This window comes from Sandarakinorhabdus cyanobacteriorum (assembly GCF_002251755.1).
GTDB classification, from domain to species: domain Bacteria; phylum Pseudomonadota; class Alphaproteobacteria; order Sphingomonadales; family Sphingomonadaceae; genus Sandarakinorhabdus; species Sandarakinorhabdus cyanobacteriorum.
In genome coordinates, this window is the sequence record NZ_NOXT01000130.1 from 14611 (window position 1) to 39099 (window position 24489).

Sequence of the window (24489 nt, forward strand, 5' to 3'; positions counted from 1 at the left end):
CGAAGCTATGCCTGTCCGCAACCATAAGGGAGAGGAGCAGTATCGCATGAAGATTCGCCACGCATTGGCCATCGGGGTGGCGTTCGCCGCTCTCGGCGCACCGGCCTTCGCACAAACCGAAACCGCCAAGGCCGACGCCGCCAAACCGGACAGCAGCGACGATGCCCTGGGCCTGGAAGAGATTGTCGTGACGGCCAGCGCCCGCCCGGCCAACCGCCTCGACACCTCGGTCTCGGTCAGCGCGCTGTCCACCCAGGCGGTGCTGGATGCCGCCCCGCGCACCACGGCTGAAATCTTCCGCCAGATCCCCGGCATCCGTTCGGAATCGACCGGCGGTGACGGCAATGCCAACATCGCCGTGCGCGGTCTGCCGGTCGCATCGGGCGGCGCCAAGTTCCTGCAGCTGCAGGAAGATGGCCTGCCGGTGATGCAGTTCGGCGACATCGCGTTCGGCAACGCCGACATCTTCCTGCGCGCCGACCAGACCATCCGCTCGATTGAAGCGGTGCGCGGCGGCTCCGCCTCCACCCTCGCCTCCAACGCGCCGGGCGGCGTCATCAACTTCATCAGCAAGGATGGCAGCGAGGATGGCGGCACGCTGATCGGCACCGCCGGCGTTGACTTCGAGGAATATCGCCTCGATTTCAACTATGGCGCCCGCATCGGTGACAAGACCCGCTTCAACATCGGCGGCTTCTGGCGCGAAGGCGAGGGCCCGCGCCGCGCCGGTTACAACGGCAACAGCGGCTATCAGGTGAAGGCCAACCTCACCCAGGAATTTGAGGGCGGCTATGTGCGGATCAATGCCAAGCATCTGAACGATCGCGCCATTGGCTATCTGCCGATGCCGATGCTGGTCACCGGTTCCAACGCCGATCCCAAATTCCAGTCCTTCACCAATTTCGACATCCTGCGCGACACGCCGCACAGCGCCTTCTTCACCACGGCCGCCGGTCTTGATGGCAACAACAACCGCCGCGTCACCGATATCCGCGACGGCATGCGCGCGATGGTCACCACGCTGGGCCTCGAAGCCCAGTTCGAGCTGGCCGATGGCCTGACGATCGAGGAACGTTTCCGCTGGTCCAGCGTGAAGGGCCGCTTCGTCTCGCCCTTCCCGTCGGAAGTGGGCCCGGCTGCCGGCATCGGCAATTCGGTCGGCCAGCTGCTCACCGGCACCGCCGGCTCCTACAATCTTGTCTATGCCAACGGCCCCAACGGCGGCCGCGCCTTCAACAATGCCAATGGCCTGTTGATGCGCACCCACTTGTTCAACACCGAAATCAATGATTTCGGCGGCTTCACCAACGATCTGAAGCTGACCAAGGATTTCGGCAAGGTCACCGCCACGCTGGGCTTCTACAAGGCCCGCCAGAACATCGACATGGACTGGACGTGGGACAGTTTCCTGATGGAGGTCCAGGGCCGCAACGCCGCGCTGGTCGATGTGGTCAACCCGGCCAATGGCGCGGTGCTCACCCGCAATGGTCTTTATGCCTATGGCGTGCCGTTCTGGGGCAATTGCTGCCAGCGCAGCTATGATGTCAGCTACGACATCAATGCCCCCTATCTGGCGGTGAACGCCGATCTGGGCGCCCTCAGCCTCGATGGCTCGCTGCGGTGGGACAATGTCTCGGCGCGCGGCAGCTATGCCGGCACGCTGCAGGCCAGCAACTTCGATGTCGATGGCAATGGCTCCATCCAGCCGGTCGAACGGTCCGTGTCGCTGATCGCCAACGGCACACCCAGCCCGGTCAACTATGACGTCGGCTATTTCTCCTGGTCACTCGGCGCCAACTATCGCCTGAATGACGACACGGCGGTGTTTGCCCGGGCCAGCCGTGGCGGCCGTGCCAACGCCGATCGCCTGCTGTTCGGCGTGGTGCTGCCCAACGGCGGCGTGCGCAAGCAGGATGCGGTGGATCATGTCGATCAGTATGAAATCGGCGTGAAATACAAGTCGCGCGGTTTCGGCCTCTTCGTCACCGGCTTCTATGCCCGCACCCAGGAACAGAATTTCGAGGCCACCACCCAGCGCTTCTTCGATCGCACCTACGACGCCAAGGGCATCGAGCTTGAGGCCGCCTATCGCACCGGCCCGTTCGATCTGCGCGCCGGCGCGACCTGGACGGATGCGACCATCGCCAGCGATGCCATCACCCCGGCCAACCAGGGCAACACCCCGCGCCGCCAGGCCAGCCTGATCTATCAGGTCACCCCGTCGGTTGATCTGGATGTCGCGCGCTTCGGCCTCAACATCGTCGGCACCACCCGCGCCTTCGCGCAGGACAACAACCAGCTGGTGTTCCCGGCCTACACCCAGGTCAACGCCTTCGTGAACGTCCGCCCGGTCGATCGCGTCGAAGTCTCCCTGAATGCCAACAATCTGTTCAACGCGGTTGGCATCACCGAGGCGGAGGAAGGCGCCATCACCCAGGGCGCCAACAACTTCCTGCGCGCCCGTGCCATCAACGGCCGGACCATCACCGCATCGGTGCGGTTCGACTTCTGATCGACTCCCCCGGCCGGGGTTGCCACGTGGCAGCCCCGGCCACCCCACTATCGTCACCCACTCCTGCCACATCGGGCCCCCGTTCATGACCAGCCGCTGGACTGTCGCCGCCGCCGGCACCGCCAATGCCGCCCAGGCCGCCCAGGTGCCGCTGATCACCGGCGTCGACCGTCAGGGCCTGGCCTCCGACCGGCTCTATTGGGATTTGTGGCCGATCCAGGACGAACAGGGCCGCATCGCCCGGCTTGCCGGGCGGGAATTTTGGATGGTCCTCACCGCGCCCGATCGCGGCGACCCGGCGCTGCGCCACTTCGAGGCAAAGATCCACCTGCTCGAACGGCGTGACGGCCAGTGGCAGGATCTGGGCCCGGTGCTGCCGGATGGGCCGGTGCCCTATGAGCGCGAATGGGCCGGCTCCGCCGTCACCAACGGCACCAATGTCACCCTTTATTTCACCGCGGCCGGCACCGCTGCCCGGCCCGGCGGCTATCAGCAGCAGCTTTTCGAAGCCAGCGCCGCCATCGGCGCCGATGGCCGGCCGCACGGCTGGTCGCACCCCCGGCCCTCGCTGCGCGGGCCTCATCCCGCCTATATGCTGGCCGATGCCCATGAAGGCGAAGCCGGCAAGATCAAGGCCTTCCGCGATCCGGCCTGGTTCCGCGATCCGGCCGACGGCCACGAATATCTGATCTTCACCGCCTCGCTGGCCGGGGCCATCAGCGATCACAACGGCGCGGTTGGCATCGCCCGCAAGGCCAGCGATGGCGGCTGGCAGCTGCTGCCGCCGCTGGTCACCGCCGATGGCGCCAACAACGAGCTGGAACGCGCCCATGTCGTGGTTCACGCGGGGCGTTATCATGTCTTCTGGGCCACCCAGTCCAGCACCTTCGCCCCCGGTCTCGGCCATGCGCCGGGCGGGCTTTACGGCATGGTCGCCGATACGCTGTTCGGGCCCTACACGCCGCTGAATGGCTCCGGCCTGGTGCTGTGCAACCCGCCATCGGCGCCGCTGCAAAGCTATAGCTGGATCGTCACGGCCGAACTCACCGTGGCCAGCTTTGTCGATTTCATCGGCCTCAATGGCACGGGCGTCCCGGCCGATCCGGCGACAGCGCGGCGCCATTTCGGCGGGGTGCCGGCGCCGCTGCTGCACCTGTCGCTGCTTGGCCACGGCGCCAACCTGGTGCACACGCAAGCGGCATGACCAATATCCCCCTTCTGGCCGGTATCGAAGCCGGCGGCACCAAATTCGTGCTGGCCGTGGGTCATGCCCCCGATGCCATCACCGCCCGCCATGTCATCCCCACCCGCACGCCGGCTGAAACCCTGGCCGAAGCCAGCGCCTGGTTCGCCGCCCAGGGCGCCATCGCGGCCATGGGCATCGCCAGCTTCGGCCCGGTGGCGCTGGATCGCGCTTCCCCGCGCTGGGGCCATATCACCAACACGCCCAAGCCGGGGTGGGCCGATTGCGATCTGGCCGGCCATTTCGCCCGCAGCCTGGGCGTGCCGGTGGGCTTTGACACCGATGTGAACGGCGCCGCGCTGGCCGAAGCCCGCATGGGCGCCGGCCGTGATGCCGGTTCGCTGGCCTATGTCACCATTGGCACGGGGGTGGGCGGCGGCCTCATCCTCGATGGCCAGCTGGTGCATGGCGCCGCCCATCCGGAAATGGGCCACATGCTACCGCGCCGCCCGGCCAACGATGCCGATTTTCCCGGCATCTGCCCCCATCATGGCGATTGCCTGGAAGGGCTGGTATGCGGCCCGGCGATCATCGCGCGCTGGGGCCAGCCATTGTCAGGCCTGCCCGCCGATCATCCCGGCCACGCCATCATCGCCGATTATCTGGGGCAACTCTGCCACACGCTGATCGCCACCACGGCGGTGGAAATCATCGTGCTGGGCGGCGGCGTGATGAACACGCCCGGCCTGATCGACCGGGTGCGCGCCCGCACCGACACCCTGGGCAACGCCTATTTCCCCGGCACCGGCCGCCACCGCATCCTGCCCCCTGCCCTCGCTGACAACAGCGGGATCACAGGCGCCCTGCTGCTGGCGCAGGCCGCCGCCCGTTAGGCCGTCGGCAGCGCCGCGCTCAACTGTTCGCGCAGCTCGCGCCGCAGGAACTTGCCGCTGGCATTGCGCGGCAGCGGATCGGCCATGAACCAGATGTGGCGGGGCAGCTTGTAATTGGCGATCAGCGCCGCGCAGTGCTGGCGCAGGCCCTCGGCGTCCAAGGCCTCGCCGGGCTTCAACACCACGGCCACGCCCACCTCTTCGCCCAGCCGTTCGTCGGCCACGCCGAACACGCAGCATTCGGCCACCGCCGGGTGGCGATAGATGGCGGCCTCCACCTCCGCGCAATAGACATTCTCGCCGCCGCGCAGCACCATGTCCTTCTTGCGGTCGACGATATAGATGAAGCCATGCTCGTCGATGCGGGCAATGTCGCCGGTGTGCAGCCAGCCATCGGTGATGGCAGCGGCAGTGGCCTCCGGCCGGTTGATATAGCCCTTGATCACCGCCGCACCGCGCACCCACAGTTCGCCAACCGCTCCCGGCGGCACCATGTTGCCATCATCGTCCACGCACTTCGCCTCATAGGCCGGCATGGCAGGGCCGGCGCTGTCCGGCTTGTCGACAAAGAAATCCCCGGAGCAGGAGGTGATGATCCCGCAGGTTTCGGTCATGCCATATCCGGTGCTCGGCCGGGCGCCGGCCACCCGGTCCTCGATCTTGTGCACCAGATCGGGCGGCACCTGGGCGCCACCGCCCGACATCGCGGTCAGGCTCGACACATCGGTGGTGGCAAAATCCGGGTGGTTGATCAGTTCGCGCGCCATCACCGGCACGCCGCCGACGGAAGTCACCCGTTCCTGTTCGATGATGCGTAGTGCCTCGCCCGCATCCCAGCGATACATCAGCACGATCGTGCCGCCCGCCGCCGTGGTGGCATAGGCGCCGCAATTGTTGGCGGTCACATGGAACAGCGGCGTTGTCAGCAGCGTCACCGGCACCGGCGGCGTGGCCGGCGGCGCCACACCGGTGGCCAGCTGCACCGCCCGCGCCGTGGACGCACCGGCATAGAGCATGTTGAACAAGTTGGTGATGCAGCCCCGGTGCGTCAGCTGCGCGCCCTTGGGAAAGCCTGTGGTGCCCGATGTGTAGAAGATGCAGGCATCGGCATCCGGATCGATCGCCACCTCGGGCATCGCCCCGCCATGGGCGATCACTTCCGCAAATGGCGTCACGCCGGGTGCCGGCTCGGCCAGCCGCACGCCCACCAGCTGCAGCCCGGCCGGCGGCGCGGCAATGCCCCGGAACCGCGCCAGCCGCTCGGCATCCAGAAACAGCGCCTTGGGCGCCGCATCCGCCAGGCCATAGGCCATTTCCTCCGGCGTCCACCAGGCGTTCATGCCCACCACGGCAATCCCGGTCGACACGCAGGCCCAATAGATCAGCAGCCATTCCGGATAGTTGCGCATGGCAATCGCCACCCGGTCCCCCGGCTGCACGCCGGCAGCGGCCAGCCAGGCGGCAATGGCGTCCACGCGGGCATGGGCTTCGGCATAGGTCAGCCGCTCGCCTTCATACACAAGATAGGGGCGCTCGGCGAACTGGCGCGTTGATTGCCACAGGGCCCGCACATCCGGCAGCGCATGGGCATAGGCCCGCACCGGAACCCCGCCCACGTTTATGGTGACAATCTCGAACGCGCCGCCCGGCCCGGTCAACTCGTCGCGCGCCTGCGCCAGTTCCGCGTAGTGCATGGCCCTCCCCAGAGCATGGTTGCAGCCCATGATGTTGCACGCGCACCGCCGCGCCGAAAGCTATCTAGAGCCATTGGGCGGGCAGCCGCACATGGGGTGGGAGACCGCGACTGGAGACCGCGACGGAAGACAGGGCCGCGTTCCAGCGATATGAACGCGCCATGGCCCGGCTGCTCCTGTTCAACAAACCCTTCGGCGTCCTGTCGCAATTCACCGATCGTGGATCGCCCACGGCGCGTCCAACCCTGTCGGACCATATCGATGTGAAGGGCGTCTATCCCGCCGGGCGGCTGGATCAGGACAGCGAGGGGCTGTTGCTGCTGTGCGATGACGGTCGGTTGCAGGCGCGCATCGCCGATCCGCGCTTCAAGCTGCCCAAGACCTATCTTGTCCAGGTCGAAGGCGATCCGCAGGCGCCCGCGCTGGATCAATTGCGCCACGGCGTGCGGCTGAAGGATGGCATGACGCTTCCGGCTGCGGTGGATCGCATCGACCCGCCCGACCTGTGGCCACGCGACCCGCCGATCCGCCAGCGCAAATCCATTCCCGATGCCTGGCTGAAACTCACCATCCGCGAAGGGCGCAACCGCCAGGTGCGCCGCATGACCGCGGCGGTTGGCCTGCCCACGCTGCGGCTGGTGCGCTGGTCCATTGGCGACTGGACGGTTGCCGGCATCGCGCCGGGCCAGTTTGTGGAAATCGCCGTTCCGCCCGGCCGCACCGCATCAGGATCCTGAACCCCGATGAACTATCGCCATTCCTTCCATGCCGGCAACAGTGCCGATGTCGTGAAACATTGCCTGCTGATCAGGCTCGTCCGGGCCCTGCAGCAAAAGCCTGGTGCGCTGACCCTGATCGACACCCATGCCGGTTGCGGCCTGTACGACCTTGGCGGCGAGGAGGCTCAGCGCACGGGCGAGGCGGCGCACGGCGTGCTGCGGGCCTTTGCCGATGCCAGCCCCTTGCTGGACGATTATCGCGCCGCCGTGCAGGCGGTGAATGTGGGGCCCGAGCCACATCTCTACCCCGGCTCGCCGCGTATCCTGGCCCAGTTGCTGCGGCCGCAGGATGCCCTGATCCTCAACGAAAAACACCCCCAGGATGCCCAGGCCCTGCGCGCCGCCATGCGCGGCACGCAAGCCGCCGTGCACGAACGCGACGCCTATGAACTCTGGCTGGCGCTGTTGCCCACCCGCACGCCGCGCGGCCTGGTGGTGGTGGACCCGCCCTATGAACAAACCGATGAACGCGCCCGCATCACCGCCGCCCTGGCCGCCGCCCACCGCAAATGGGCGCATGGCGTTACCCTTATCTGGTTCCCGCTGAAAGACCGTGGCACCCATCTGCGCTGGACGGAACAGCTGCGCCGGCTCGGCATCCCCAAGTTCCTCGCCGTGGAGCATTGGCTCTATGATGCCGACCAGCCCGACCTGTACAACGGCGCCGGCCTGTTCATCATCAACCCGCCCTATGCCTTCACCCAGGCCCTGCCGCCCGTGCTGGCGGCCCTGCGCTCCGCGCTCGCGCCCTATGGGCACCAGGGCACGATCACGGCCAGCTGGCTGCACGATTGATCCATGGCGGCCACCGCCATGATCAGAAATCGATGGTCAGATACCCACCCACCCGCCGGCCGGGGATCAGATCATAGGCGCCAGCCCCCTGCAGTTCAAAGCCTTGCAGATCGGTCAGATTTTCCACCTGCAGGCGCAGCAGGGCGGATTGCCCGGCCAGCCTGAAGCTGTAGCGCGCGCCCAGATCGACCAGCGTGCGCGCAGGGATGCGGGTCTGCGCGCTCACCGTTGCCACTTCGGGGCTGCGATGGCTGATGGCCAGATCAACGCCCAGGCCATCAAGCAGCGGTGGCCGCCAATCAAGGTTCAATTCGATGCGGCGGCTGATCGCCCCCACCGGCTGGTCCCCCACCCGGCCCAGCGCCACCCCGGCTCCCGTCACCCGCGGCCACAACAGCACGCTGCCCGCCACCATGCTGAACCGGCTGGTCACTGCACCCGAAACCGAAAGCTCGATGCCGCGATTGATCACCTCGCCCAGCGCGTCAAAGTGGTTGCCGGCATCCAGGTTGAAATAGGGCTTTCGCACATCAAACAGGCCAGCCACCAGCCGCACATCGCCGCTGATCGCCCAGCGCAGGCCGGCATCATGCTGGCGCGTGCGGATCGCCGGCAGCGCCTCGTTGCGGTTGGCGGCATTGCCCGGCGCGATGCCGCTTTCCTCCAGCCCCGTCACCGTGCCGGCATAGGCGATCAGCCTGGGCGTCAACTCAACGGCCAGCGTCGCGTTGTACAGCAGCGGCGATGCATCGGTCACCACCGGCGCCAGGCTGGGCAGGCCGATGCGCTTGGCATAGTCCGTCGTCTGCACCCCAAGGCTCAGCTCGCCAACGCCGGGCCAGCGCGCTTCCCAGGCGATGCCGGCAATGATCTGCCGCACCCGATCCTTCTGCTGCTCGCTAAATTCCAGCCGGGGCGGCGGCGCCCGGGTGGGGGCAAAGATGCTGGTGGCGCCCAGATCGATGAAATCCGATCCGTCAAAGCGCCGGTCCCCGGCCCGCGCCCGCAGGCTGGCGTGGATGCGATGGGTGCGCGGCCCGTCGATGATGGTGCGCGTCAACCGCAATTCGCCGCTGGTGCTGGCAAATTTCACCGGCGGATCGGCAATCACCAGCTGGTTGCCCCGGCCATCGGCCGCCACATCGGTGATCAGGTTGGCAAAACCGCGCGCATCATCGAACAGCGAGCGGAACAGGCCGGCCCGCACCTCCCACCCCGGCCCCGGCCGCCAAGTGCCCAACACCCCGGCATTGAAGGCCACCCCGCGATACCGCGCCCATTCCGGCCCCTTGAACAGCCGGCGCGGCAGCCGCGGCGGCAAGCCCTCACCGGCGGGCAGGAAGATCGGCCCGGTCTGGTCAAACCCCTCCGACCGCGCCAGAAAGGGCAGAATTTCCACCGCATCCGACGGGGCATAGCGCGCCGCCAGCGATACCTGCCAGAAACTGGCGCGGGTGGCATTGTAGAACCGGTCGTCAAACTGCGCCGCCCCGGCCGCCATGCTCAGGCCCTTGGCCACCGGCAGATTGGCATCCAGCTCCAGCGCCGCATTTCCCCACTGGTTCAGCGCGCCCAGCACGCTCAAGGCCGCATCGTCGCCCGGCTTGCGGAAGGCATAATCCACAATGCCGGTGGGCGCCGGAAACGGGCTGCCCAACGCCGAAAGCCCCACCCGGATGGTGGTGGCCCGGCGCAGGCGCGGGTTCAGCCCCCAGACCTGATCGAAATACAGGCCATCGATGCGCACATTGCCGGCCGCCGTCGGCGAAAATCCGCGCACATTGCCGGCGTTATACAGCCCGATCGTTTCCCGCCCGATGGAGGTGCCAAAGGCATCGCTGGCGCCGCGCACGGCATTTTCGGCCGCGCGCGCCCCGGTGGCGGCGGTGCTGTTGTCCACCGCCTGCGCCAGGGCTGGCCCGGCCAGCAGCCCGGCCAGCAGCACCAGCCGCATCAGAAGCGCACCAGCGCGCTGGCGCGCAGCGTGCGCGGCTGGCCGGGATAGAAATTGTTGTTGGTGTTGCCGTTCTCGAAATAACGCGCGTTGCCGATGTTGATCAGGTTCAGCTGCACCTGCACCGCCTCCAGCGGCTGCAGATAGAGCGCCGCATCAAACCGGGCATAGCCGGGCAGGCGGAAGCTGTTGGCCGGATCGATGAAGCGCGCATCAACGATGGTGGCACCCACGCCCACGCCGACATGGCGGGGAACATCACCCCGCGCCCACAGGCTGGCGGCATGGCGCGGCACCTGGTTCAACTGCCGGCCCAACAGGGTGCGATCCGCCGTCACCTCGGCATCGGTAAAGGCATAGGCCGCTTCGAACGCCAGCCCCTTCACCGGCTGCAGCGCCAGATCCAGCTCGATGCCCTGGCTGCGCTGTTCGCCGCTCTGCCGGTCGGCCGGTGATGGCGCCGGTTCGGCCACCCGCACATTGGTCTTGGTGATGCGGAACCAGCTCGCCGATGCACGCAACAGGCCGTCGCGGCTTTCCCAGCGGGCACCCGCTTCAAACTGTTCGCCCAGCGATGGCAGCGCCACCGCCCGGTCCACCAGCGGCCGCGTGCTGGTTTCGGGGTTGAAGCTGCGGCCCCAGTTGGCAAACAGCGCAAAGCCATTGCCGGGCAGGATCGTCACCCCCAGCCGCGGCGTCACCGCCGTGTCTTCGGTGCGCCCGGTCACGCCGCTGATATTGTCGGTGAAGCGGGCGCGGCTGCGCTCCACGCGCAGGCCGGCGGTGGTGCGCAGCCATGGCATTCAGGCGCTTTCCAACTGCACCAGCGCGCCCAGCCCGTCGGCACGCGACCGGCTGCCCACGATGGCCGCCGTGGTCGGGCTGTAAAGCGCGCCGCCCACCGGCGCAAAGATGTTCACCGGCGCGTTCACCGTGGCGCGGTTGATGGTGGAAAAGCCGCTGTTCTCGCTCCAGTCGGCCGAGATCAGCAGCGTGTGGGCGATGCCACCGGTGCGCGCCTTCACCACCAGATCAAGCTGCGCGCTGGCATCATCCTCGCGGTCGATGGTGATCTGGTTGCGGCGGTTCAGCACGCCGCCCGCGGTCAACAGCGGCACCGTCGCCCCGCCGCCCACCGGGAAGAAATAGGCCCCGCGCGCATCACCCCGGCCCCAGCCGCCGCCCATACGCAGCAGCACATCATCGCTGAATTCATGGGTCAGCCGCGCGGTGATGGTGCGGGTTTCATTGCGAAAATTGTCGGCCGGATCGCCCAGGAAGCGCCCCGGCGGCAGGTCGGTCATCAACCCCAACAGGCCGGGCGCGGCGGCAAGGCCACGATCGAACACGCCATCCCGGTCCAGCCACTCCCCCTCGATCACGATGCGGGTGCGCTCACCGGGCTGAAGGGCAATGGCCGGCGCCAGATAGCGGGTCTCGTTGGCCACCGCGTCGCGAAACCCGTCGCCATTCTCCCACACGCCGTTGACGCGCAGGCCAATGCCGCTGCCCAGCGCCAGGTTCACATCGGCGGTGCCACGCACCAGCCCGTCGTCGTCCACCATCAGCCCGGCACTGCCGAAATTGCGCGCCACATCCGGCTGCTTCGTCACGATGTTCACGGCCCCGCCCGGCTCCAGCCGGCCATAGAGCATGGAGGCCGGGCCCTTCAGCACCTCGATCCGCTCGATATTCTGCACCTCGCTCACCGGCCAGGCGACACCCTGGCGATAACCGTTGCGCAGATTGGTCTGGGCCACAAAGCCACGCAGGCGAAAGCGCGTGTTGAACCCGCCGATGCCGCCCACCGGATTGGTGCCCGAAACCGTGCGCAGCGCATCGGTCAGGCTGACCAGCCCGCGATCGGCCAGCAGCGCGGCGCCCACCGTGTCAACACTGAACGGCAGTTCCAGCGCCGGCGTGTCGGTGCGGGTGGCGGCCAGGGTGCGCGGGGCATAACGGTCGATGCTGGCCGTCACGATGATTTCGGCCGCCTCTGTATCCGCATCGGCTGCCAGCGCCGGCGTGGCCCCAAAGCACAGACCAACGCCCAGCAACAGGATCAGACGGGTGGTCGGGGGCATGAGCATCTCCGTGTAATGTCATAACATGCCATGGTTCGGCCAAGGCCGATGGCAGGTTGCATGGTGGTGAAATTCTCAATCGGGCTGCAGCCGGTTGATCTGGCGCACCGCGGCCAGCAGCAGCCCGCTGGCCAGCGCCAGCAGCCAGGCCAGGGCGCCCAGCGGCGGTGCGGCCGGGGCCGGCGCCACAAAGCGCGGCAGGCGGTCAAGATCGGCCGGCGTCATCGGCTGTGGCCGTGTTGCCAGGCGGGCCAGCGCCGCACGCAGCTGCGCCACATGGGCGGCGGCGGCATCCTGCACCTGGGCCACCGCCCCGGCATCGCTGCCGGCGGCCCGGGCCAGCGCCTGCGCCGCCAGCATCGGCGGTGCCAGCAGGGCCAATTGGTCCAGCGTTTCCTGCCGCCCGGCGCGGCGGGCGGCGTGATCGGCCATGATCGGCGCGATGGCGGCAGCAACCTTGCCGGTCACGTCCAGCGTGCGCGCCAGCGCGTCGCGACGGCTGGCCAGTTCGTCGGAAACCGCCTCGGCATGGTCATTGTCCCACTGCGCCGTGGCCGCCACTTCGGCGGCGCGGGCCTTGGCAATCACGGCATAGCGCGACGGCAATGGCTGGGCGAGGCCAACCAGCGCGGTGAGCAGCGCCGGCAGCACCAGCGTGAACAGCGCCCAGATCGCCACCAGTGCCAGGGCAGCAGCATCGGCCGAGCTGCGCAGGCTGTTGACCAGCAGCACCAGCGCCCACCACAGCAGCAGGCTGGCCAGCGCGATCAGGCCCCACCAGATCAGCGCCGTGGTGCGACCGGGCAGATCCGGCCCGCTCAGCCCCAGCCACAGCAGGGCCAGCGCAATCGGTGCCAGCACCAGGGCGAGACGCGGCAGCGATCGCGCCAGCAACAGCCGGCCCACCCCGCCGCCCTGCGCCAGCACCAGCCGCAGCGCACCCGAATCGCGATCGGCCGGGATCATGCCATGGCCCAGCACCACCAGCAGCAAGGGCGCGATCACCAGCACGACAAAGCCCAGATCCAACCCGCCACGCATCAGCAGTTCGGGATTTTCCAGCGTGGACCGGGCAAACAGCGTGTCGGCCCGGCTGCGCAGGCCGGCCGCCCCGGCATCGGGCGCCAGCGGGGCCTGGCCGGCGCTGGCATCGATCAGCGGCGGCAGCGGCGCAATCACCGGCATCCGCACCCGGATCGGCAACAGCACCGCATCGGCCGCCGGCATGCCCCTGGCCATGCCGGCGCGCAGCCGTGCATCCGCCTCGGCAAGCTCGCTGCTGGCCGCCGCCCGGCTGGCCAGCTGGGCCGCCAGCAGCGCCCGGCCATTGGCCAGCGCCAGGATGATGGCCCCCATCAACACCGCCAGCACCGCCAGCGCCAGCCGGCTGCGCAGCAGCCAGCGGCCTTCCATCGCCAGCAGCGACGGGCGCGCCAGCGCCGTCATTGCTGGCCCGCCGCCAGCCGACGGCCGGCCAGCCGCAACAGGCCCAGGGCCGCCAGCAGCCACAGGCCCAGCGCCAGCGCATCAGGCCAGCTGCGCGCCAGTGCGGCGGCGGTGCCCGGCGGCTGCCAGGCAAAATCCGGCGCCCGCCGCCACAGCGCGGCATCGGCGTGATAATCAAATCCGGCGGCCCCGGCGTGCGCGGTCATGTCGGCATTCAGCAGGCTGATGATGCGGCGGCGATGGGCTTCGGCCCGGTCCTGGAAATCGCGCTGCACGGCGGCGTCGCTGCCGGCCAGCGCCATGGACAGATTCTGCAACGGCACCAGCGGCGACAGCAGCGCGGCAAGGCGCAAGGCGGCGCGGCCAGCTTCATGGGTGGCGGCCAATCGGCCCCAGGCCGCATCAAACACCCGGTTGCCATGCTGCTCGGCCGCTTCCAGGCGCAGGCCATCGATGTTGACCGGCAGATCCTCCAGCCGGGTGACACCATAACGCGCCATCACTGCCGCTTCGAATGCCTTGCCGTCCTTGCCGAACGGGTCGTGGCCGCTTTTCATCTGCGCCTGCACGCCGGCGGCAAAATCATGCGGGGTCGGCACCGGGGCGGCCTGCATGGCAAGCCCGCTGCCCAGCCGCGGCACGATCAGCAGCAGCACCAGCCACAGGCCCACCAGCAGCAGCCGCGCCTGCGCCGCCGTCGCGCACAGCGCCGAAACCGCCACCGCCAGCGCCGCCAGGATGGCAAAATACAGCAGATAGGCCGACAGCCACAGCAGCAGCGCCACCCCATCCACCGGCCCGGCCAGCAGCGTGGCCACCAGCGCCGCCGCCAGCAATGGCAGCACCAGCACGGCGGCAATGCGCCCCAGCGCCAGATATTTGGCCGGCATCACCTGCCCGGCCGCAAGCCCGCTGGCCAGCATCAGGCGCAGCGTGCCGGCCTCCCGCTCCCGCGCCACCAGCCCGGCGCCGATGATGAACAACAGCAGCGGCAGCACATATTGGAACACCCAGGCCGCGCTGAAGCGGCCCAGATCCAGCCCGCCGGCCAGATCCTCGGCCGGGCGGGCCTGCGCCGGATTGCGATTGTGCGCCTCCAGCCAGATGGCGCTGCCGGCATAGGGCAGCACGCCGGGATCGAGCAGCGCCATCGGCGGCAGCGGCCGGAACGCCCAGAAGGCGAAATGCGCCGCGCTGTGCGGATTGCGCGCGCCCTGGCCTTCCCAGGTCACCCGGTCGGCCGCGATGGTGGCGCGCCGGTCGGCATCATGGGCGGTCACCTCTACAAAGGCCGCCACCACCGCCGTCACCGCCAGCAGGGCAACCAGCAGGCTGATCAGCGCCAGCCGCCAATCGCGCCGATATTCGGCCCAATCCTTGGCCGCCACGCTGGCCGCGATCGCGGCCGGGCTCATGCCGCCCGCTCCGCCATGTGGGTCAGATACATATGCTCCAGCTCGCCGGCCGACAGGCTGGCCGGATCGATCATCGCCACCAGCCGGCCGTGGCGCATGATGCCGATGCGGCTGGCCACCTCCTTGGCGCGGAAGATGTCGTGGGTGGAAATCAGAAGGGCAACGCCGCCCGCCGCCGTCTCGCGCAGCACGCCCACCAGATCATTGGCTGCCGCCGGGTCCAGGCCCGACAAGGGCTCGTCCAGCAGGATGACGCGCGCCTCCTTCATCAGGGCAATCGCCAGGCCCAGTTTCTGGCGCATGCCCTTGGAATAGGTGCCGGCCGGGCGCAGGATGGCATCGGCGGGAAAGCGCAGCCGCGCCAATATCGCATCACGGCGGGCGGGATCGACGGCGACGCCTGCCAACCCGGCAAAGAAGGCCAGATTTTCCGCGCCCGACAGGCTGGGATAAAGGCTCACCACCTCGGCAACATAGCCCAGCCGGGCCCGCGCCGCCGCCGGGTCCTCGGCCACCACCAGCCCATCCACCAGCGCGGCGCCTGCCGTCGGCGCGGTGAAGCCCAGGAACAGGTTCAATGTCGTGGTCTTGCCGGCACCATTGGCGCCCAGCAGGCACAGGGTTTCGCCGGCCGCCACCGCGAGGTTCAGCCCATCCAGCGCCAACGCCGCGCCATAACGCTTGGTCAGCCCGCGCGCTTCCAGCACCGCGCCCATCAGCAACAGTCCATTTGGGCCGGGTTGATCACCAGCACCAGCCGCCGCTGCCCCGATCCGGCAATCGGCGGAGAGCGGTGGATGATCGGGCTGTCGGTCAACAGCTTGCCCTTGAACAACGCCACCTCGCCGGCCAGCAGCTGGCGCAGCTCCAGTCGCTCCAGTGCCACGCCATCGGCCAGGGCGGCGGCATCCGCGTTGGAAAGCCATTGGCTACCCGGCCCGGCATAGGATGTGATCAGCCGCAGCCCCACATAATCGGCGTGGAACTTGCGGCAGGCATCTCCCGTGATGATCTCCAGCCGCAAATCAACCAACGGGCTTTTCATGCGGGCTGCGGCGTGCTGGGCCAATTCGGCCACATCAGCCACCAGAACGGGCACCGGCGGCCAGCCGGCGGCCACCAGCGCCTCGGCCAGCGCCACCGCCGCCTGTTCGGCGGCCACGCTCAAGCGGATTTCGCCAGTGCCACGGCGCAGCACCTCCCCCGCCGCAGCCGTCAGGGCACGCGCCAGCCGGCGCTGCCACACCGCCAGATTGATCGCGGGATCATCACTCGCGCCCAGCACATCCGGGGTCGGCCCCATGGCCACATGGGTGATCGGCGGAAACAACACGTCCGCCACGCGGGCCAGCGCGCTCATGCCGCCGCCCTTTCACCCCACACCGGAAACGGATCGGGCAACTTCGCCCAAAGCCTTGGCGAAAAACCCTTTTCCGGTACCAGGCAGGCACCCAGCCGCCGCCGCAGGGCTGCCTCGTCCATGCCGATGCCGATGAACACCAGCTCCTGCCGCCGATCGCCCCAGGTCTCGTCCCAATGCTGGTTCAACAGATGTTCAAAGGCCGGATTGTCCTGCGGCCACCGCGCCTTGGGGATTGCCGCCCACCAGCGGCCCAGCGCCTGGCTGGTCACCTGCGACCCCGCCTGGCTCATCTCCCCCACCCACTCCGGCCGGGTCGCCAGCCAGAAATGCCCCTTGGCCCGCACCACGCCGGGCCATTCGGCATTCAGGAAGGCGCGAAACTTGGCCGGATGGAACGGCCGCCGGGCACGATAGACAAAGCTTTCAATGCCATAGGTCTCGGTTTCCGGCGCATGTTCGGCAAAGCCATAGAGTTCCTTGGCCCACAGTGGATGCTGCTCGGCCTTGCCCTCCTCGAACAGGCCGGTGTCCAGCACGGCCGCCATGGGCACCCGCGAATGGTCCGCCTCGATCAATTTCGCGTCCGGATTCAGCGACCGCACCAGCTTGCGCACCGTGTCGGGATCCCCCGCCTCGCTGATCTTGTTGAGGATGATGACGTCAGCAAATTCAATCTGTTCCACCAGCAGGCCGACCAGGCTGCGCTTGTCGCCCTCGCCCGCCGTTTCGCCGCGGTCGGCCAGGAAATCCTGGCTGGAATAATTGTTCAGCAGGTTGGCAGCATCCACCACCGTCACCATGCAATCCAGCCGCGCCACATCTGACAGGCTGTCACCGGCCTCGTCTTCAAAGCTGAAGGTGGCCGCCACCGGCAGCGGCTCGGAAATCCCGGTCGATTCAATCACCAGCGCATCAAATCGCCCGGCCTCGGCCAATTTTCGCACTTCGTTCAGCAAATCCTCGCGCAGGGTGCAGCAGATGCAGCCGTTGGTCATCTCGACCAGTGTTTCCTGGGTCTGCTGCAACGCCGCCTCGCCGCCGCGCACCAGATCGGCGTCGATGTTCACCTCCGACATGTCGTTGACGATCACCGCCACCCGACGGCCTTCGCGATTGGCCAGGATGTGATTGAGCAGCGTGGTCTTTCCGGCACCCAGAAAGCCGGACAGCACCGTTACCGGCAGTCGTGTGTCTTCAGCATCCAGCATCCCGGCCTCATGGAATCACATGTTATTTTGTATCATGTGACAGACCTGCGGGCCGCTGGCAAGGCTGAGGCAATTGCCGTTCGCCCTCCGGATGCTCAGTACCGGGTCAATTCCACCTGCAAATGCTTGTATCCATGCACGAAACTGGCCAGCACGCGCACCGGCTCGGCAACCGGGTTCACCCGCAACCGCCGCTTCGCCAGCTCCTCCAGCAGGGTGACCAGCTGCAGTTCGGCCACGCGCGCGCCAACACAGCGGTGGATGCCATAACCGAACGACAGGTGCCGCCGGGCGTTGGGGCGATCAACGATGATCCGGTCGGCATCATCAAACACGCTCTCGTCGCGGTTGGCCGAGATATACCAGAGCGCCAGCATGTCGTGCTTCTTCAGGCGGTGGCCGAACAGCTCGGTGTCCTCCGTCACCGTGCGCCGCATGTAGGAAAGCGGCGTCTGCCAGCGGATGATTTCCTGCACGGCATTGGGGATCAACGCCGGATCGGCTTCCAGCAGGCGCGCTCATCGGGAAACTGCGCCAGGCCCCAGGCACAGGCCGTCATCGAATTGCGCGTGGTGTCGTTGCCACCAACGATCAGCAGGATCAGATTGCCGATGAACTCCACCGGATCCATGTCGCGCATGGCATCGGATTGCAGCATCACCGAAATCAGATCCTTGCCGGGGTCGGCGGCACGGCGCTGCCACAGTTCGGCAAAGGCGGCGCCCATGGCCTCCATCTCGCCGTTGAACCAGTCCCAGCCGCCGGGGGCAACAATGGCATCGATATTGCCGCCGGCATCCGACCAGGCGGTCAACTTCTGCCGCTCCTCCCACGGGAAACCGAACAGGCGCGCCAGCATGCCGGTGGTCAACTCGATCGAAACCCGCTCCACCCAGTCAAAGCGTTCGCCCACCGGCAACGCGTCCAGCACCGCGGCGGTGCGATGTTGTACCTCGGCCCGCATCGCCGCCACCTCGGCCGGGCCAAAGGCCGGCGCCACGGTGCGGCGCTGGCCGGTATGGCGCGGCGGATCCATGGCGATGAACTGCGGCAGCCGCCGCTCCCCCGGCCGGGCGCGGTCGGCCTCGATGCCCAGCGTGATGCCACCCAGTTCGAAGCTGGACGAAAACAGCTTGGGCAGCGCTTCCACATGCACGATCGGCTTGTAACTGCTGATCGACCAATAGGGGCCGAACTTGCTGTCGGGAACATATTGGATCGGTGCCTGCGCCCGCAGTTGGCGGAACGGCGCCTGCCAGCGGTCTTCGGCGAACGGTTCCGGCCGGGCGACATCGATGGGCGCCAGTTGATCGGCCATGGCGAGGGTTTCCGCCGGCATCGAACCTGCTCCTCTTCTGCCTGAACCGGGACAGCCTAAGCGATTGTAGCGACCGCTACAAGCCTGCGTTGACCGCCTCCAGGCGCAGCCGTGTCGCCTCCACTTCGGCCAGCAACCAATCGCGGAACAGCCGGACCGCCGGGCCAGGCCGCCGGCCGTTGGGCAGCACAAGATGATAATGCCATCCGGTGGCCCGCACCGCGCCCACCGGCACGATGGCACCGGTGCCGATCTGGTCGGCTGTCACCAGCAGATCAACCAGCCCCATCCCGCTGCCGGCCAGCACGGCGCTGATCGTCAGATCGCGGTTGGGCACGCTCATCTGGGCCGGGCCGCCCAAGCCAGGCCAATCTTCCCATTCATCGGCCTTGCCCTGCTGCACGATGCGCGGCCAGGCGCCATGGACCAACCGATCCGCCCTGATGGCTGGCGCGATCGTCTGCGCCAGCAGCCGCTGCGCCGTCACGCCGGGCCAGCCCCCGGGGCCCAGCCGCAGCGCGCAATCCACCATCTCCCGATCCAGATCGACCAGCCGGGCGGTGGCGGCCAACCGCACATCGACATCCGGGCACTGCGCCGCAAACTGGCCGATGCGCGGCAAGAGCCAGTGCGCCGCCAGACTGTCATGCGCGCTGATCGTCAACACCGAACGGGCCGCGCGTGCCTCGGCCACTGCCCGATCGATGCTGGCAAAGGGCACTGCCAGCTGCCGCGCCAGCGCCTGGCCAGCGGCCGACGGCCGGACATGGCGGCCATGGCGTTCCAGCAACGGCGCGGGAAAGCCGGCGCCCAGCGTCTGCAACTGGTGGCTCACCGCAGACAGTGTCAGCCCCAGCTCGCGCGCCGCCGCTCCCACACTGCCCAGCCGCACCACCGCTTCAAAGGCGCGCAGGCCATTCAACGACACGCTCAACGATGCCCGTGCGGCCATGCTTGCACTTCTCTCAACTATAATCGCTGATTGATCGATAGTGGCAGCGACCCCGCCTTGGCAATCCCGGCACATGTTCCTGCCTGAAAGAATGCCGATGCCCCCTCTGTCCGTTCGCCTTGCCCTCCTGGTTGCAGCCGGCCTGATCGCCGCGCCGGTATTGGCCCAGCGTGCCGCCGAAAATGCCCTGCAAGCCGCTGATGATGGCTTTGGCACCGCCATCGGGCGCGAAAGCATCGGCCTCTACAGTGCTGATGATATCAGGGGTTTCTCGGCCGTCGATGCCGGCAACGTGCGGCTGGAAGGCCTGTATTTCGATCCCGCCAGCCTGCCGCCCAGTCTGCTGCGCGGCACCACCAGCATCCGGGTAGGCCTAGCCGCGCAGGGCTTTGCCTTTCCGGCGCCAACCGGCGTGGTCGATATCCGCCTGCGCCATGCCGGCACCCGCCCGGCAGCCACGCTGTTCCTGTCGGCCGACAGTTTCGGTTTCATCACCGGTGAAGCCACCTGGGATCAACCGCTGGGCAGCGGCATCGGGCTGGCCGTGGGCGCCGGTGCCTATCGCGAAGCCTATCCCAATGGCACCACCGATCAGACCTACACGGCCAATGCCACGCTGGATTGGCAGATCAGCCGCCGGCTGAAGCTCACGGCCCTGGCCAGCGCCACCATGGTGCGCGCCGCCGAACCGCCGCCCGTCTATCTCACGGCCGATGGCCAGCCGCCGCCACGCGTGGACCGCGGGCGCTTCCAGGGCCCCGATGGCCTGTTCAACAGCCGGGATCGCCGCACCCTGGGCCTGATCGGCGATTGGCAGGCCGGGCCGTGGCACCTGCAGGCCGGCCTGTTCCATTCCAAATCCGATGCGCCGCGCACCGTCGCCAACCTCTATCTCGATGTCACAACCACAGGCGCGGCCCAGCAGCTGCTGGTGGTTGATCCGGCCGGCCGCAACCGCGTGACCAGCGGCGAACTGCGGCTGGACAGGTCAATCACCGATGGCCCGCGCACCCACATGATCACCCTGTCGGCCCGCTGGCGCGACCGGCAGCGCCAGTTCGGTGGCAGCGCCCTGGTGGATCTGGGATCAGTGCAGCTGAACCAACCGGCGCCGCCGCTGCCGGCCCTGCCCGGCTTTGGCCCCCGCGATGATGACCGCATCCGTCAGGCAACGGTCGGCCTCGCCTATGAACTGCGCTGGCCCGGCATCGCCAACCTGTCGCTGGGCCTGCAGAAAACCCGGTATCGCAAACAGGCGACCCCGGCCGCCAGCCCGCCAGCCACCGAACGGGCCAGCCCCTGGCTCGTCACCGCCGCTGCCGCCATTCCAATCACGCAGCGGTTGGGCAGCTATGCCAGCTTTGCCCAGGGGCTGGAGGACAGCGGCGCCGCGCCCGGTAGCGCCAGCAACCGCAACCAGCCGCTGCCGGCCAGCGCCACCCGCCAGATCGATGCCGGCCTGCGCTGGCAAGTCGCCGGACCGCTGGCCCTGGTTGCCGGCGTGTTCGAACTCTCGCGCCCCTATTTCCAGTTCGATGCCACCGGCCGCTTCAGCCGGCTGGGCGACACGCGCAGCCGCGGGCTGGAGCTCAGCCTGTCGGGCCCGCTCAGCCCCCGGCTCGATATTCTGGCCGGCGCCGTGATCGGGCGCACCAGCGTGGTTAGCGCGGCGGTGCGCGATGGCCTGGTCGGCAGCCGGGCCGTGGGCCGGCCCGATGGGCGCGGCAGCATCGCGCTGGAATGGCGGCCGGCCTTTGCCAGCGGCCTGCGCATCAATGCCGCCGTGAACCACATCACGCCGGTGGTGGCCAGCAACGACAACAAGGCCCGCGCCCCGGCCCGCACCACCATTGATCTGGGCCTGCGCCAGGCGCTGAAGATTGCCGCCGCCCCGGCCCAGCTGCGCCTTGTCGTGACCAACATCGCCAATCAATATGGCGTGGAGGTGCTGGGCAGCGGTGTTTATGACATCAGCGCCGGCCGCGCCGCCCAGTTGAGCCTGGGAGTGGATTTCTGAACAAGCCAGCGCCGGCGCACGCAGCGAAAGCCGATATGGCTGGTGGCCGTATCAATCATTTCGGGATGCCGGGCGGCCGGGCGAAAACGCTGACAGTGGTTCAACGCGCACAAATGCGATCCGCCCTTCAACACCTTGCGGCCAATCTTCACCTGGGGCTGGGCGGGATCATAACTGCCCCACAGATCGCCGCCGCGCGGGTTCCGGATGGTGCAGCAGGCATCGGGCTGGCGCTTGCGCGGGGGGCGCGGCCGCTCCTGCCACCAATCCGCCGTCCATTCCCACACATTGCCGATCATGTCGTAAAGGCCATGGCCGTTCGGCGGAAAGCTGCGCACCGGCGATGTGCGCAGCCAGCCATCGTCCAGGCTGTTGTGGTGCGGGAACTCGCCCTGCCAGTAATTGGCCAATATTTGCCCGCCGGGCGCCAGTTCGTCACCCCAGGCAAATTCGGCGCCCGCAAGGCCGCCGCGCGCAGCATATTCATGCTCGGCCTCGGTGGGCAGCGCCTTGCCGGCCCAGGCGGCATAGGCCGCCGCATCGGCATGGGCCACCTGCACCACCGGATGGTCCCACAGGCCCAACGCTTCCACATCGGCCTCGGGCCCCAGCGGGTGCCGCCAATCCGCCCCGGGCACCCAGCGCCACCACCGCTGATATTGATCCAGCGGCACCGGCCCCGGCGGCGGCGTGAACACCAGCGCCCCCGGCACAGCCAGCGCCGGATCCATGCCGGGATAATCGCGCGGATCCGGCGGAATTTCGGCCAGCGTGCGATGGCCGGTCGCCGCCAGGAAGGCCGCAAACTGCCGGTTGGTCACCGGCGTTTCGTCAATCCAATAGCCATCAACGGCCACCATCCGCAGCGGCCGCTCCTCGGGATAGAAGCGCTCGCTGCCCATCCGGAATGTCCCGCCCGCGATCCAGCGCATGCCGGGCGGCGGATCGGAAGGTGGCGGCAAACCAGTCATGATCACGTATTGGCAGGCCGGCCGGGCCGCTGTCTACCGTTCCCACCGGTCGCCCCGCGCCATGGCCAATCGATCGACAACCAGTTGATGGCCGGCCGCTCGGGATATGAGGGCTGTTGCGGGCGGCGCCGCGCGTGCAAGCCAGCCAGAAGCGCAACGCCATGCATTGCTTGTGATCAGGCACGCCGCGACGGACGCACGCCAACCACAAGCAGCCAGAGCCCGATACCGATCTCCCCAACTGTGGCCGGCACCCGCAGGATCGAGGCCAATGTCAGTTCATTATAATTGGGCAGCATGATCTGACCGAACAGATTCCCCAGATATCCGATGCAGCCTGTCATCAACAAGACGCCGAGCGCTCGCGGCAGGAAACCCGATTTGAACACGAGATAGCCAAACGGCAGCAGCCAAAGACCCCAGAATGTGGTTGCAAACATCAAGGCCGTGTTTGCCCGCGCCCGCGTCACCGCCACCAGATCGGGCAACGCCTCTGGCGACACGATGATCCTGCCCGTCAGCAGCTCCACCAGGAAGACCCGTTCGGCCGCGCTGGCCAGGGCCAGGGGAATGCCAGCCAGCGCCGCCAGCACCATGACCTGGGCGAGACGGCAGTTCGTCGACGCCAGCAGCCGGTACAGCGCCAGAGGCAAGACGAAGAAGGCAATCTGGTTGATCAGCAGCGCGGCAATGCCCGCGCGATAGAGTGGCGCCTGGGCTCGGATATTCGCCATGGTCGCATCGGCATTGCCCTTCACCAGGATTTCTGACGGCACATACATGAACGCGAAAATTCCTGTCACGATAACAAGAAGATACAGAAATCCGGACAGTCGAGCCCAAGCCGGCATATCATCCTCTGCCATGATCTTCCCCTTCGTTGCTGGCGCTGGATGATCGCCGGATCAGGGCCGCCGCCACAATCGCCGGGCTCGACATGGTCATGACATGTGGCGACAGGCCCGCCGCGAGGCGGCGCTTCAGTCAGGCTGGCCCGCCATCTGCCGAAATGCGCCTGGTGATTTGCCCTCCCGCCGCTTGAAGGCGCGCGCAAAGGCGGAAACGTCGGAATAGCCCAGCAAAAATGCGATTTCCTTGAGCGAGGCCCGCCGCCCGGCAAGATAGCCGCGGGCGAAACGGTGGCGCAGCTCGGCCAGCAGGGCCTCAAAGCTGGTGCCCTCGGCCCGCAATGCCCGATAGAGACCCTGCCCGCTGTAGCCAAGCTGGCCCGCAACCAATGCCGCTGTCACCTGTCCGGTGTGCAGCAGAGGCAGGATCGCCCGCTCCACCTGCCCTGCCACCGATCGGGTTGCATCAAGGTCGGCCAGCAGGCGATCCGCGTGCGCACAGAAAAGCCCGAAGGCATAGCGGGGATATTGGGCAATCCGATAATCCTGCCAGGCCGCGCTCACCCTCAGGGCATTGCGCGCCGCCCCAAAGCGCACCCTCGCGCCCAGCGCCCGTTCCAGCGCGGGGCCGGTGCCCCGATCCGCGTGGGTCACCTCGGCCAGGCTGCAATAGGGCGTGTCACCAAACTGCCGCGTGCCGGCAACCATGCGGACAAAGCTGGTTTCGGTCAGTTCCGGAAACGGCGGACGATCAATGCGATTGTCGGTCAACCACAGGCCATCGGCTTCGTGCGAAAGCGTGAAGCGGGCCGGGCCGGCGACGGCGATATCGGTGACCAGGCGGCCAAAGCGATTGAGCTGGTCCAGCGCATCCCGCATCATGGCAGAGGCATAGCCAATCAGGCCAACGATCGACAGGTCGGCAAAATTGGTGGTTTTATCTTGCGTTGCCATGATCGGTATTTCCCGCTATTGTGAGGATGCAGGTTCAAGAGCGGGAGACGAGAATTCAAAGGGTTAGCCCGCCTTATTCATGAGCCTTCCTGTCAGGGCGTTG

21 protein-coding genes are annotated in these 24489 nt (G+C 67.7%); 6 read left to right on the forward strand and 15 right to left on the reverse strand.

Translation table 11 applies throughout. The features are described 5' to 3' along the window. Positions 1 to 46: 46 nt before the first annotated feature. The 3 genes from CHU93_RS16935 (at position 47) to CHU93_RS16945 (ending at position 4588) form a co-directional block, all read left to right on the forward strand. On the forward strand, positions 47 to 2512 hold the full coding sequence (locus CHU93_RS16935) for a TonB-dependent siderophore receptor (protein ID WP_094475316.1): 2466 nt from the start codon (positions 47 to 49) through the stop codon (positions 2510 to 2512). Between the two features lie 85 nt (positions 2513 to 2597). After that, positions 2598 to 3716: a glycoside hydrolase family 68 protein gene (locus tag CHU93_RS16940; protein ID WP_094475317.1), complete on the forward strand. Its 1119-nt coding sequence runs from the start codon at positions 2598 to 2600 to the stop codon at positions 3714 to 3716. Next, entirely contained in the window at positions 3713 to 4588 is an 876-nt protein-coding gene (locus CHU93_RS16945) for an ROK family protein (RefSeq protein WP_094475318.1), read from the forward strand. The genes CHU93_RS16940 and CHU93_RS16945 overlap by 4 nt, the downstream gene beginning before the upstream one ends. On the opposite strand, the gene CHU93_RS16950 is transcribed toward CHU93_RS16945, so the two are convergent. After that, positions 4585 to 6282 carry a class I adenylate-forming enzyme family protein gene (locus tag CHU93_RS16950; protein WP_094475319.1) on the reverse strand — a complete coding sequence of 566 codons (1698 nt, stop codon included), beginning with the start codon at positions 6280 to 6282 and terminating at the stop codon, positions 4585 to 4587. The two genes, CHU93_RS16945 and CHU93_RS16950, sit on opposite strands and share 4 nt — an antisense overlap. Positions 6283 to 6443: 161 nt before the next feature. On the opposite strand from CHU93_RS16950, the gene CHU93_RS16955 reads away from it, so the two are divergent. Both CHU93_RS16955 and CHU93_RS16960 read left to right on the forward strand, forming a co-directional pair. Further along, complete coding sequence (locus CHU93_RS16955) at positions 6444 to 7019, forward strand: pseudouridine synthase (protein WP_086116623.1); 576 nt, start codon at positions 6444 to 6446, stop codon at positions 7017 to 7019. Between the two features lie 6 nt (positions 7020 to 7025). Next, complete coding sequence (locus CHU93_RS16960; RefSeq protein ID WP_094475320.1) at positions 7026 to 7856, forward strand: 23S rRNA (adenine(2030)-N(6))-methyltransferase RlmJ; 831 nt, start codon at positions 7026 to 7028, stop codon at positions 7854 to 7856. A gap of 22 nt (positions 7857 to 7878) precedes the next feature. Here the strand turns inward: CHU93_RS16960 and CHU93_RS16965 are convergent, their stop codons facing one another. The 11 genes from CHU93_RS16965 to CHU93_RS17010 form a co-directional block, all read right to left on the reverse strand. Next, on the reverse strand, positions 7879 to 9810 hold the full coding sequence (locus CHU93_RS16965) for a TonB-dependent receptor domain-containing protein (protein ID WP_243375748.1): 1932 nt from the start codon (positions 9808 to 9810) through the stop codon (positions 7879 to 7881). Continuing rightward, positions 9810 to 10613, reverse strand: coding sequence for a TonB-dependent receptor (locus tag CHU93_RS16970; RefSeq protein WP_094475321.1), 804 nt, complete (start codon positions 10611 to 10613; stop codon positions 9810 to 9812). Before CHU93_RS16970 ends, CHU93_RS16965 begins: the two co-directional genes overlap by 1 nt. Next, entirely contained in the window at positions 10614 to 11900 is a 1287-nt protein-coding gene (locus CHU93_RS16975) for a TonB-dependent receptor (RefSeq protein WP_094475322.1), read from the reverse strand. It abuts the gene before it with no gap. Between the two features lie 69 nt (positions 11901 to 11969). Beyond that, positions 11970 to 13340 (reverse strand): DUF3526 domain-containing protein, encoded by a 1371-nt coding sequence (locus CHU93_RS16980; protein WP_094475323.1) that lies wholly within the window; start codon positions 13338 to 13340, stop codon positions 11970 to 11972. Next, on the reverse strand, positions 13337 to 14755 hold the full coding sequence (locus tag CHU93_RS16985; RefSeq protein WP_094475324.1) for a DUF3526 domain-containing protein: 1419 nt from the start codon (positions 14753 to 14755) through the stop codon (positions 13337 to 13339). Before CHU93_RS16985 ends, CHU93_RS16980 begins: the two co-directional genes overlap by 4 nt. Beyond that, the gene (locus tag CHU93_RS16990) at positions 14752 to 15471 is read right to left on the reverse strand and encodes an ABC transporter ATP-binding protein (RefSeq protein WP_207759310.1); all 720 of its coding nucleotides are present in this window, start codon (positions 15469 to 15471) and stop codon (positions 14752 to 14754) included. The genes CHU93_RS16985 and CHU93_RS16990 overlap by 4 nt, the downstream gene beginning before the upstream one ends. Beyond that, on the reverse strand, positions 15471 to 16115 hold the full coding sequence (locus tag CHU93_RS16995; protein WP_094475325.1) for a DUF1826 domain-containing protein: 645 nt from the start codon (positions 16113 to 16115) through the stop codon (positions 15471 to 15473). The genes CHU93_RS16990 and CHU93_RS16995 overlap by 1 nt, the downstream gene beginning before the upstream one ends. Further along, a complete protein-coding gene (locus CHU93_RS17000; RefSeq protein WP_094475326.1) occupies positions 16112 to 17326 on the reverse strand; it encodes a GTP-binding protein in 1215 nt (404 codons plus the stop codon). Before CHU93_RS17000 ends, CHU93_RS16995 begins: the two co-directional genes overlap by 4 nt. A gap of 95 nt (positions 17327 to 17421) precedes the next feature. After that, positions 17422 to 17817, reverse strand: a complete 396-nt coding sequence (locus CHU93_RS18190; protein WP_341476600.1) for a cytochrome P450 — start codon at positions 17815 to 17817, stop codon at positions 17422 to 17424. Further along, positions 17814 to 18665, reverse strand: a complete 852-nt coding sequence (locus tag CHU93_RS17005) for a cytochrome P450 family protein (RefSeq protein ID WP_341476601.1) — start codon at positions 18663 to 18665, stop codon at positions 17814 to 17816. The genes CHU93_RS18190 and CHU93_RS17005 overlap by 4 nt, the downstream gene beginning before the upstream one ends. Positions 18666 to 18720: 55 nt before the next feature. Beyond that, entirely contained in the window at positions 18721 to 19596 is an 876-nt protein-coding gene (locus CHU93_RS17010; RefSeq protein ID WP_165768797.1) for a LysR substrate-binding domain-containing protein, read from the reverse strand. A 91-nt stretch (positions 19597 to 19687) separates the two neighbouring features. On the opposite strand from CHU93_RS17010, the gene CHU93_RS17015 reads away from it, so the two are divergent. After that, positions 19688 to 21613: a TonB-dependent receptor domain-containing protein gene (locus CHU93_RS17015; protein ID WP_165768798.1), complete on the forward strand. Its 1926-nt coding sequence runs from the start codon at positions 19688 to 19690 to the stop codon at positions 21611 to 21613. Here CHU93_RS17015 and CHU93_RS17020 read toward each other — a convergent pair. From CHU93_RS17020 to CHU93_RS17030, 3 genes are all read right to left on the reverse strand, one after another. Next, a complete protein-coding gene (locus tag CHU93_RS17020; protein WP_094475328.1) occupies positions 21559 to 22545 on the reverse strand; it encodes a formylglycine-generating enzyme family protein in 987 nt (328 codons plus the stop codon). The genes CHU93_RS17015 and CHU93_RS17020 overlap by 55 nt on opposite strands. A 215-nt stretch (positions 22546 to 22760) precedes the next feature. Continuing rightward, on the reverse strand, positions 22761 to 23450 hold the full coding sequence (locus tag CHU93_RS17025; RefSeq protein WP_094475329.1) for a DUF4386 domain-containing protein: 690 nt from the start codon (positions 23448 to 23450) through the stop codon (positions 22761 to 22763). A 114-nt stretch (positions 23451 to 23564) separates the two neighbouring features. Beyond that, a complete protein-coding gene (locus tag CHU93_RS17030; RefSeq protein ID WP_094475330.1) occupies positions 23565 to 24386 on the reverse strand; it encodes a helix-turn-helix domain-containing protein in 822 nt (273 codons plus the stop codon). Positions 24387 to 24489: the final 103 nt, after the last annotated feature.

Bases quoted from the DNA above. Each gene is read 5' to 3' on its own strand.
- CHU93_RS17015 (WP_165768798.1), top strand. From the start codon at position 19,688: ATGCCGATGCCCCCTCTGTCCGTTCGCCTTGCCCTCCTGGTTGCAGCC.
- CHU93_RS16985 (WP_094475324.1), bottom strand. From the start codon at position 14,755: ATGAGCCCGGCCGCGATCGCGGCCAGCGTGGCGGCCAAGGATTGGGCC.
- CHU93_RS17030 (WP_094475330.1), bottom strand. From the start codon at position 24,386: ATGGCAACGCAAGATAAAACCACCAATTTTGCCGACCTGTCGATCGTT.
- CHU93_RS16980 (WP_094475323.1), bottom strand. From the start codon at position 13,340: ATGACGGCGCTGGCGCGCCCGTCGCTGCTGGCGATGGAAGGCCGCTGG.
- CHU93_RS16970 (WP_094475321.1), bottom strand. From the start codon at position 10,613: ATGCCATGGCTGCGCACCACCGCCGGCCTGCGCGTGGAGCGCAGCCGC.
- CHU93_RS16960 (WP_094475320.1), top strand. From the start codon at position 7,026: ATGAACTATCGCCATTCCTTCCATGCCGGCAACAGTGCCGATGTCGTG.
- CHU93_RS16945 (WP_094475318.1), top strand. From the start codon at position 3,713: ATGACCAATATCCCCCTTCTGGCCGGTATCGAAGCCGGCGGCACCAAA.
- CHU93_RS16965 (WP_243375748.1), bottom strand. From the start codon at position 9,810: ATGCGGCTGGTGCTGCTGGCCGGGCTGCTGGCCGGGCCAGCCCTGGCG.
- CHU93_RS16935 (WP_094475316.1), top strand. From the start codon at position 47: ATGAAGATTCGCCACGCATTGGCCATCGGGGTGGCGTTCGCCGCTCTC.
- CHU93_RS16990 (WP_207759310.1), bottom strand. From the start codon at position 15,471: ATGGGCGCGGTGCTGGAAGCGCGCGGGCTGACCAAGCGTTATGGCGCG.
- CHU93_RS16955 (WP_086116623.1), top strand. From the start codon at position 6,444: ATGGCCCGGCTGCTCCTGTTCAACAAACCCTTCGGCGTCCTGTCGCAA.
- CHU93_RS17005 (WP_341476601.1), bottom strand. From the start codon at position 18,665: ATGCCGGCGGAAACCCTCGCCATGGCCGATCAACTGGCGCCCATCGAT.
- CHU93_RS17010 (WP_165768797.1), bottom strand. From the start codon at position 19,596: ATGGCCGCACGGGCATCGTTGAGCGTGTCGTTGAATGGCCTGCGCGCC.
- CHU93_RS16940 (WP_094475317.1), top strand. From the start codon at position 2,598: ATGACCAGCCGCTGGACTGTCGCCGCCGCCGGCACCGCCAATGCCGCC.
- CHU93_RS16950 (WP_094475319.1), bottom strand. From the start codon at position 6,282: ATGCACTACGCGGAACTGGCGCAGGCGCGCGACGAGTTGACCGGGCCG.
- CHU93_RS17020 (WP_094475328.1), bottom strand. From the start codon at position 22,545: ATGCGCTGGATCGCGGGCGGGACATTCCGGATGGGCAGCGAGCGCTTC.
- CHU93_RS17025 (WP_094475329.1), bottom strand. From the start codon at position 23,450: ATGGCAGAGGATGATATGCCGGCTTGGGCTCGACTGTCCGGATTTCTG.
- CHU93_RS16995 (WP_094475325.1), bottom strand. From the start codon at position 16,115: ATGAGCGCGCTGGCCCGCGTGGCGGACGTGTTGTTTCCGCCGATCACC.
- CHU93_RS16975 (WP_094475322.1), bottom strand. From the start codon at position 11,900: ATGCTCATGCCCCCGACCACCCGTCTGATCCTGTTGCTGGGCGTTGGT.
- CHU93_RS17000 (WP_094475326.1), bottom strand. From the start codon at position 17,326: ATGCTGGATGCTGAAGACACACGACTGCCGGTAACGGTGCTGTCCGGC.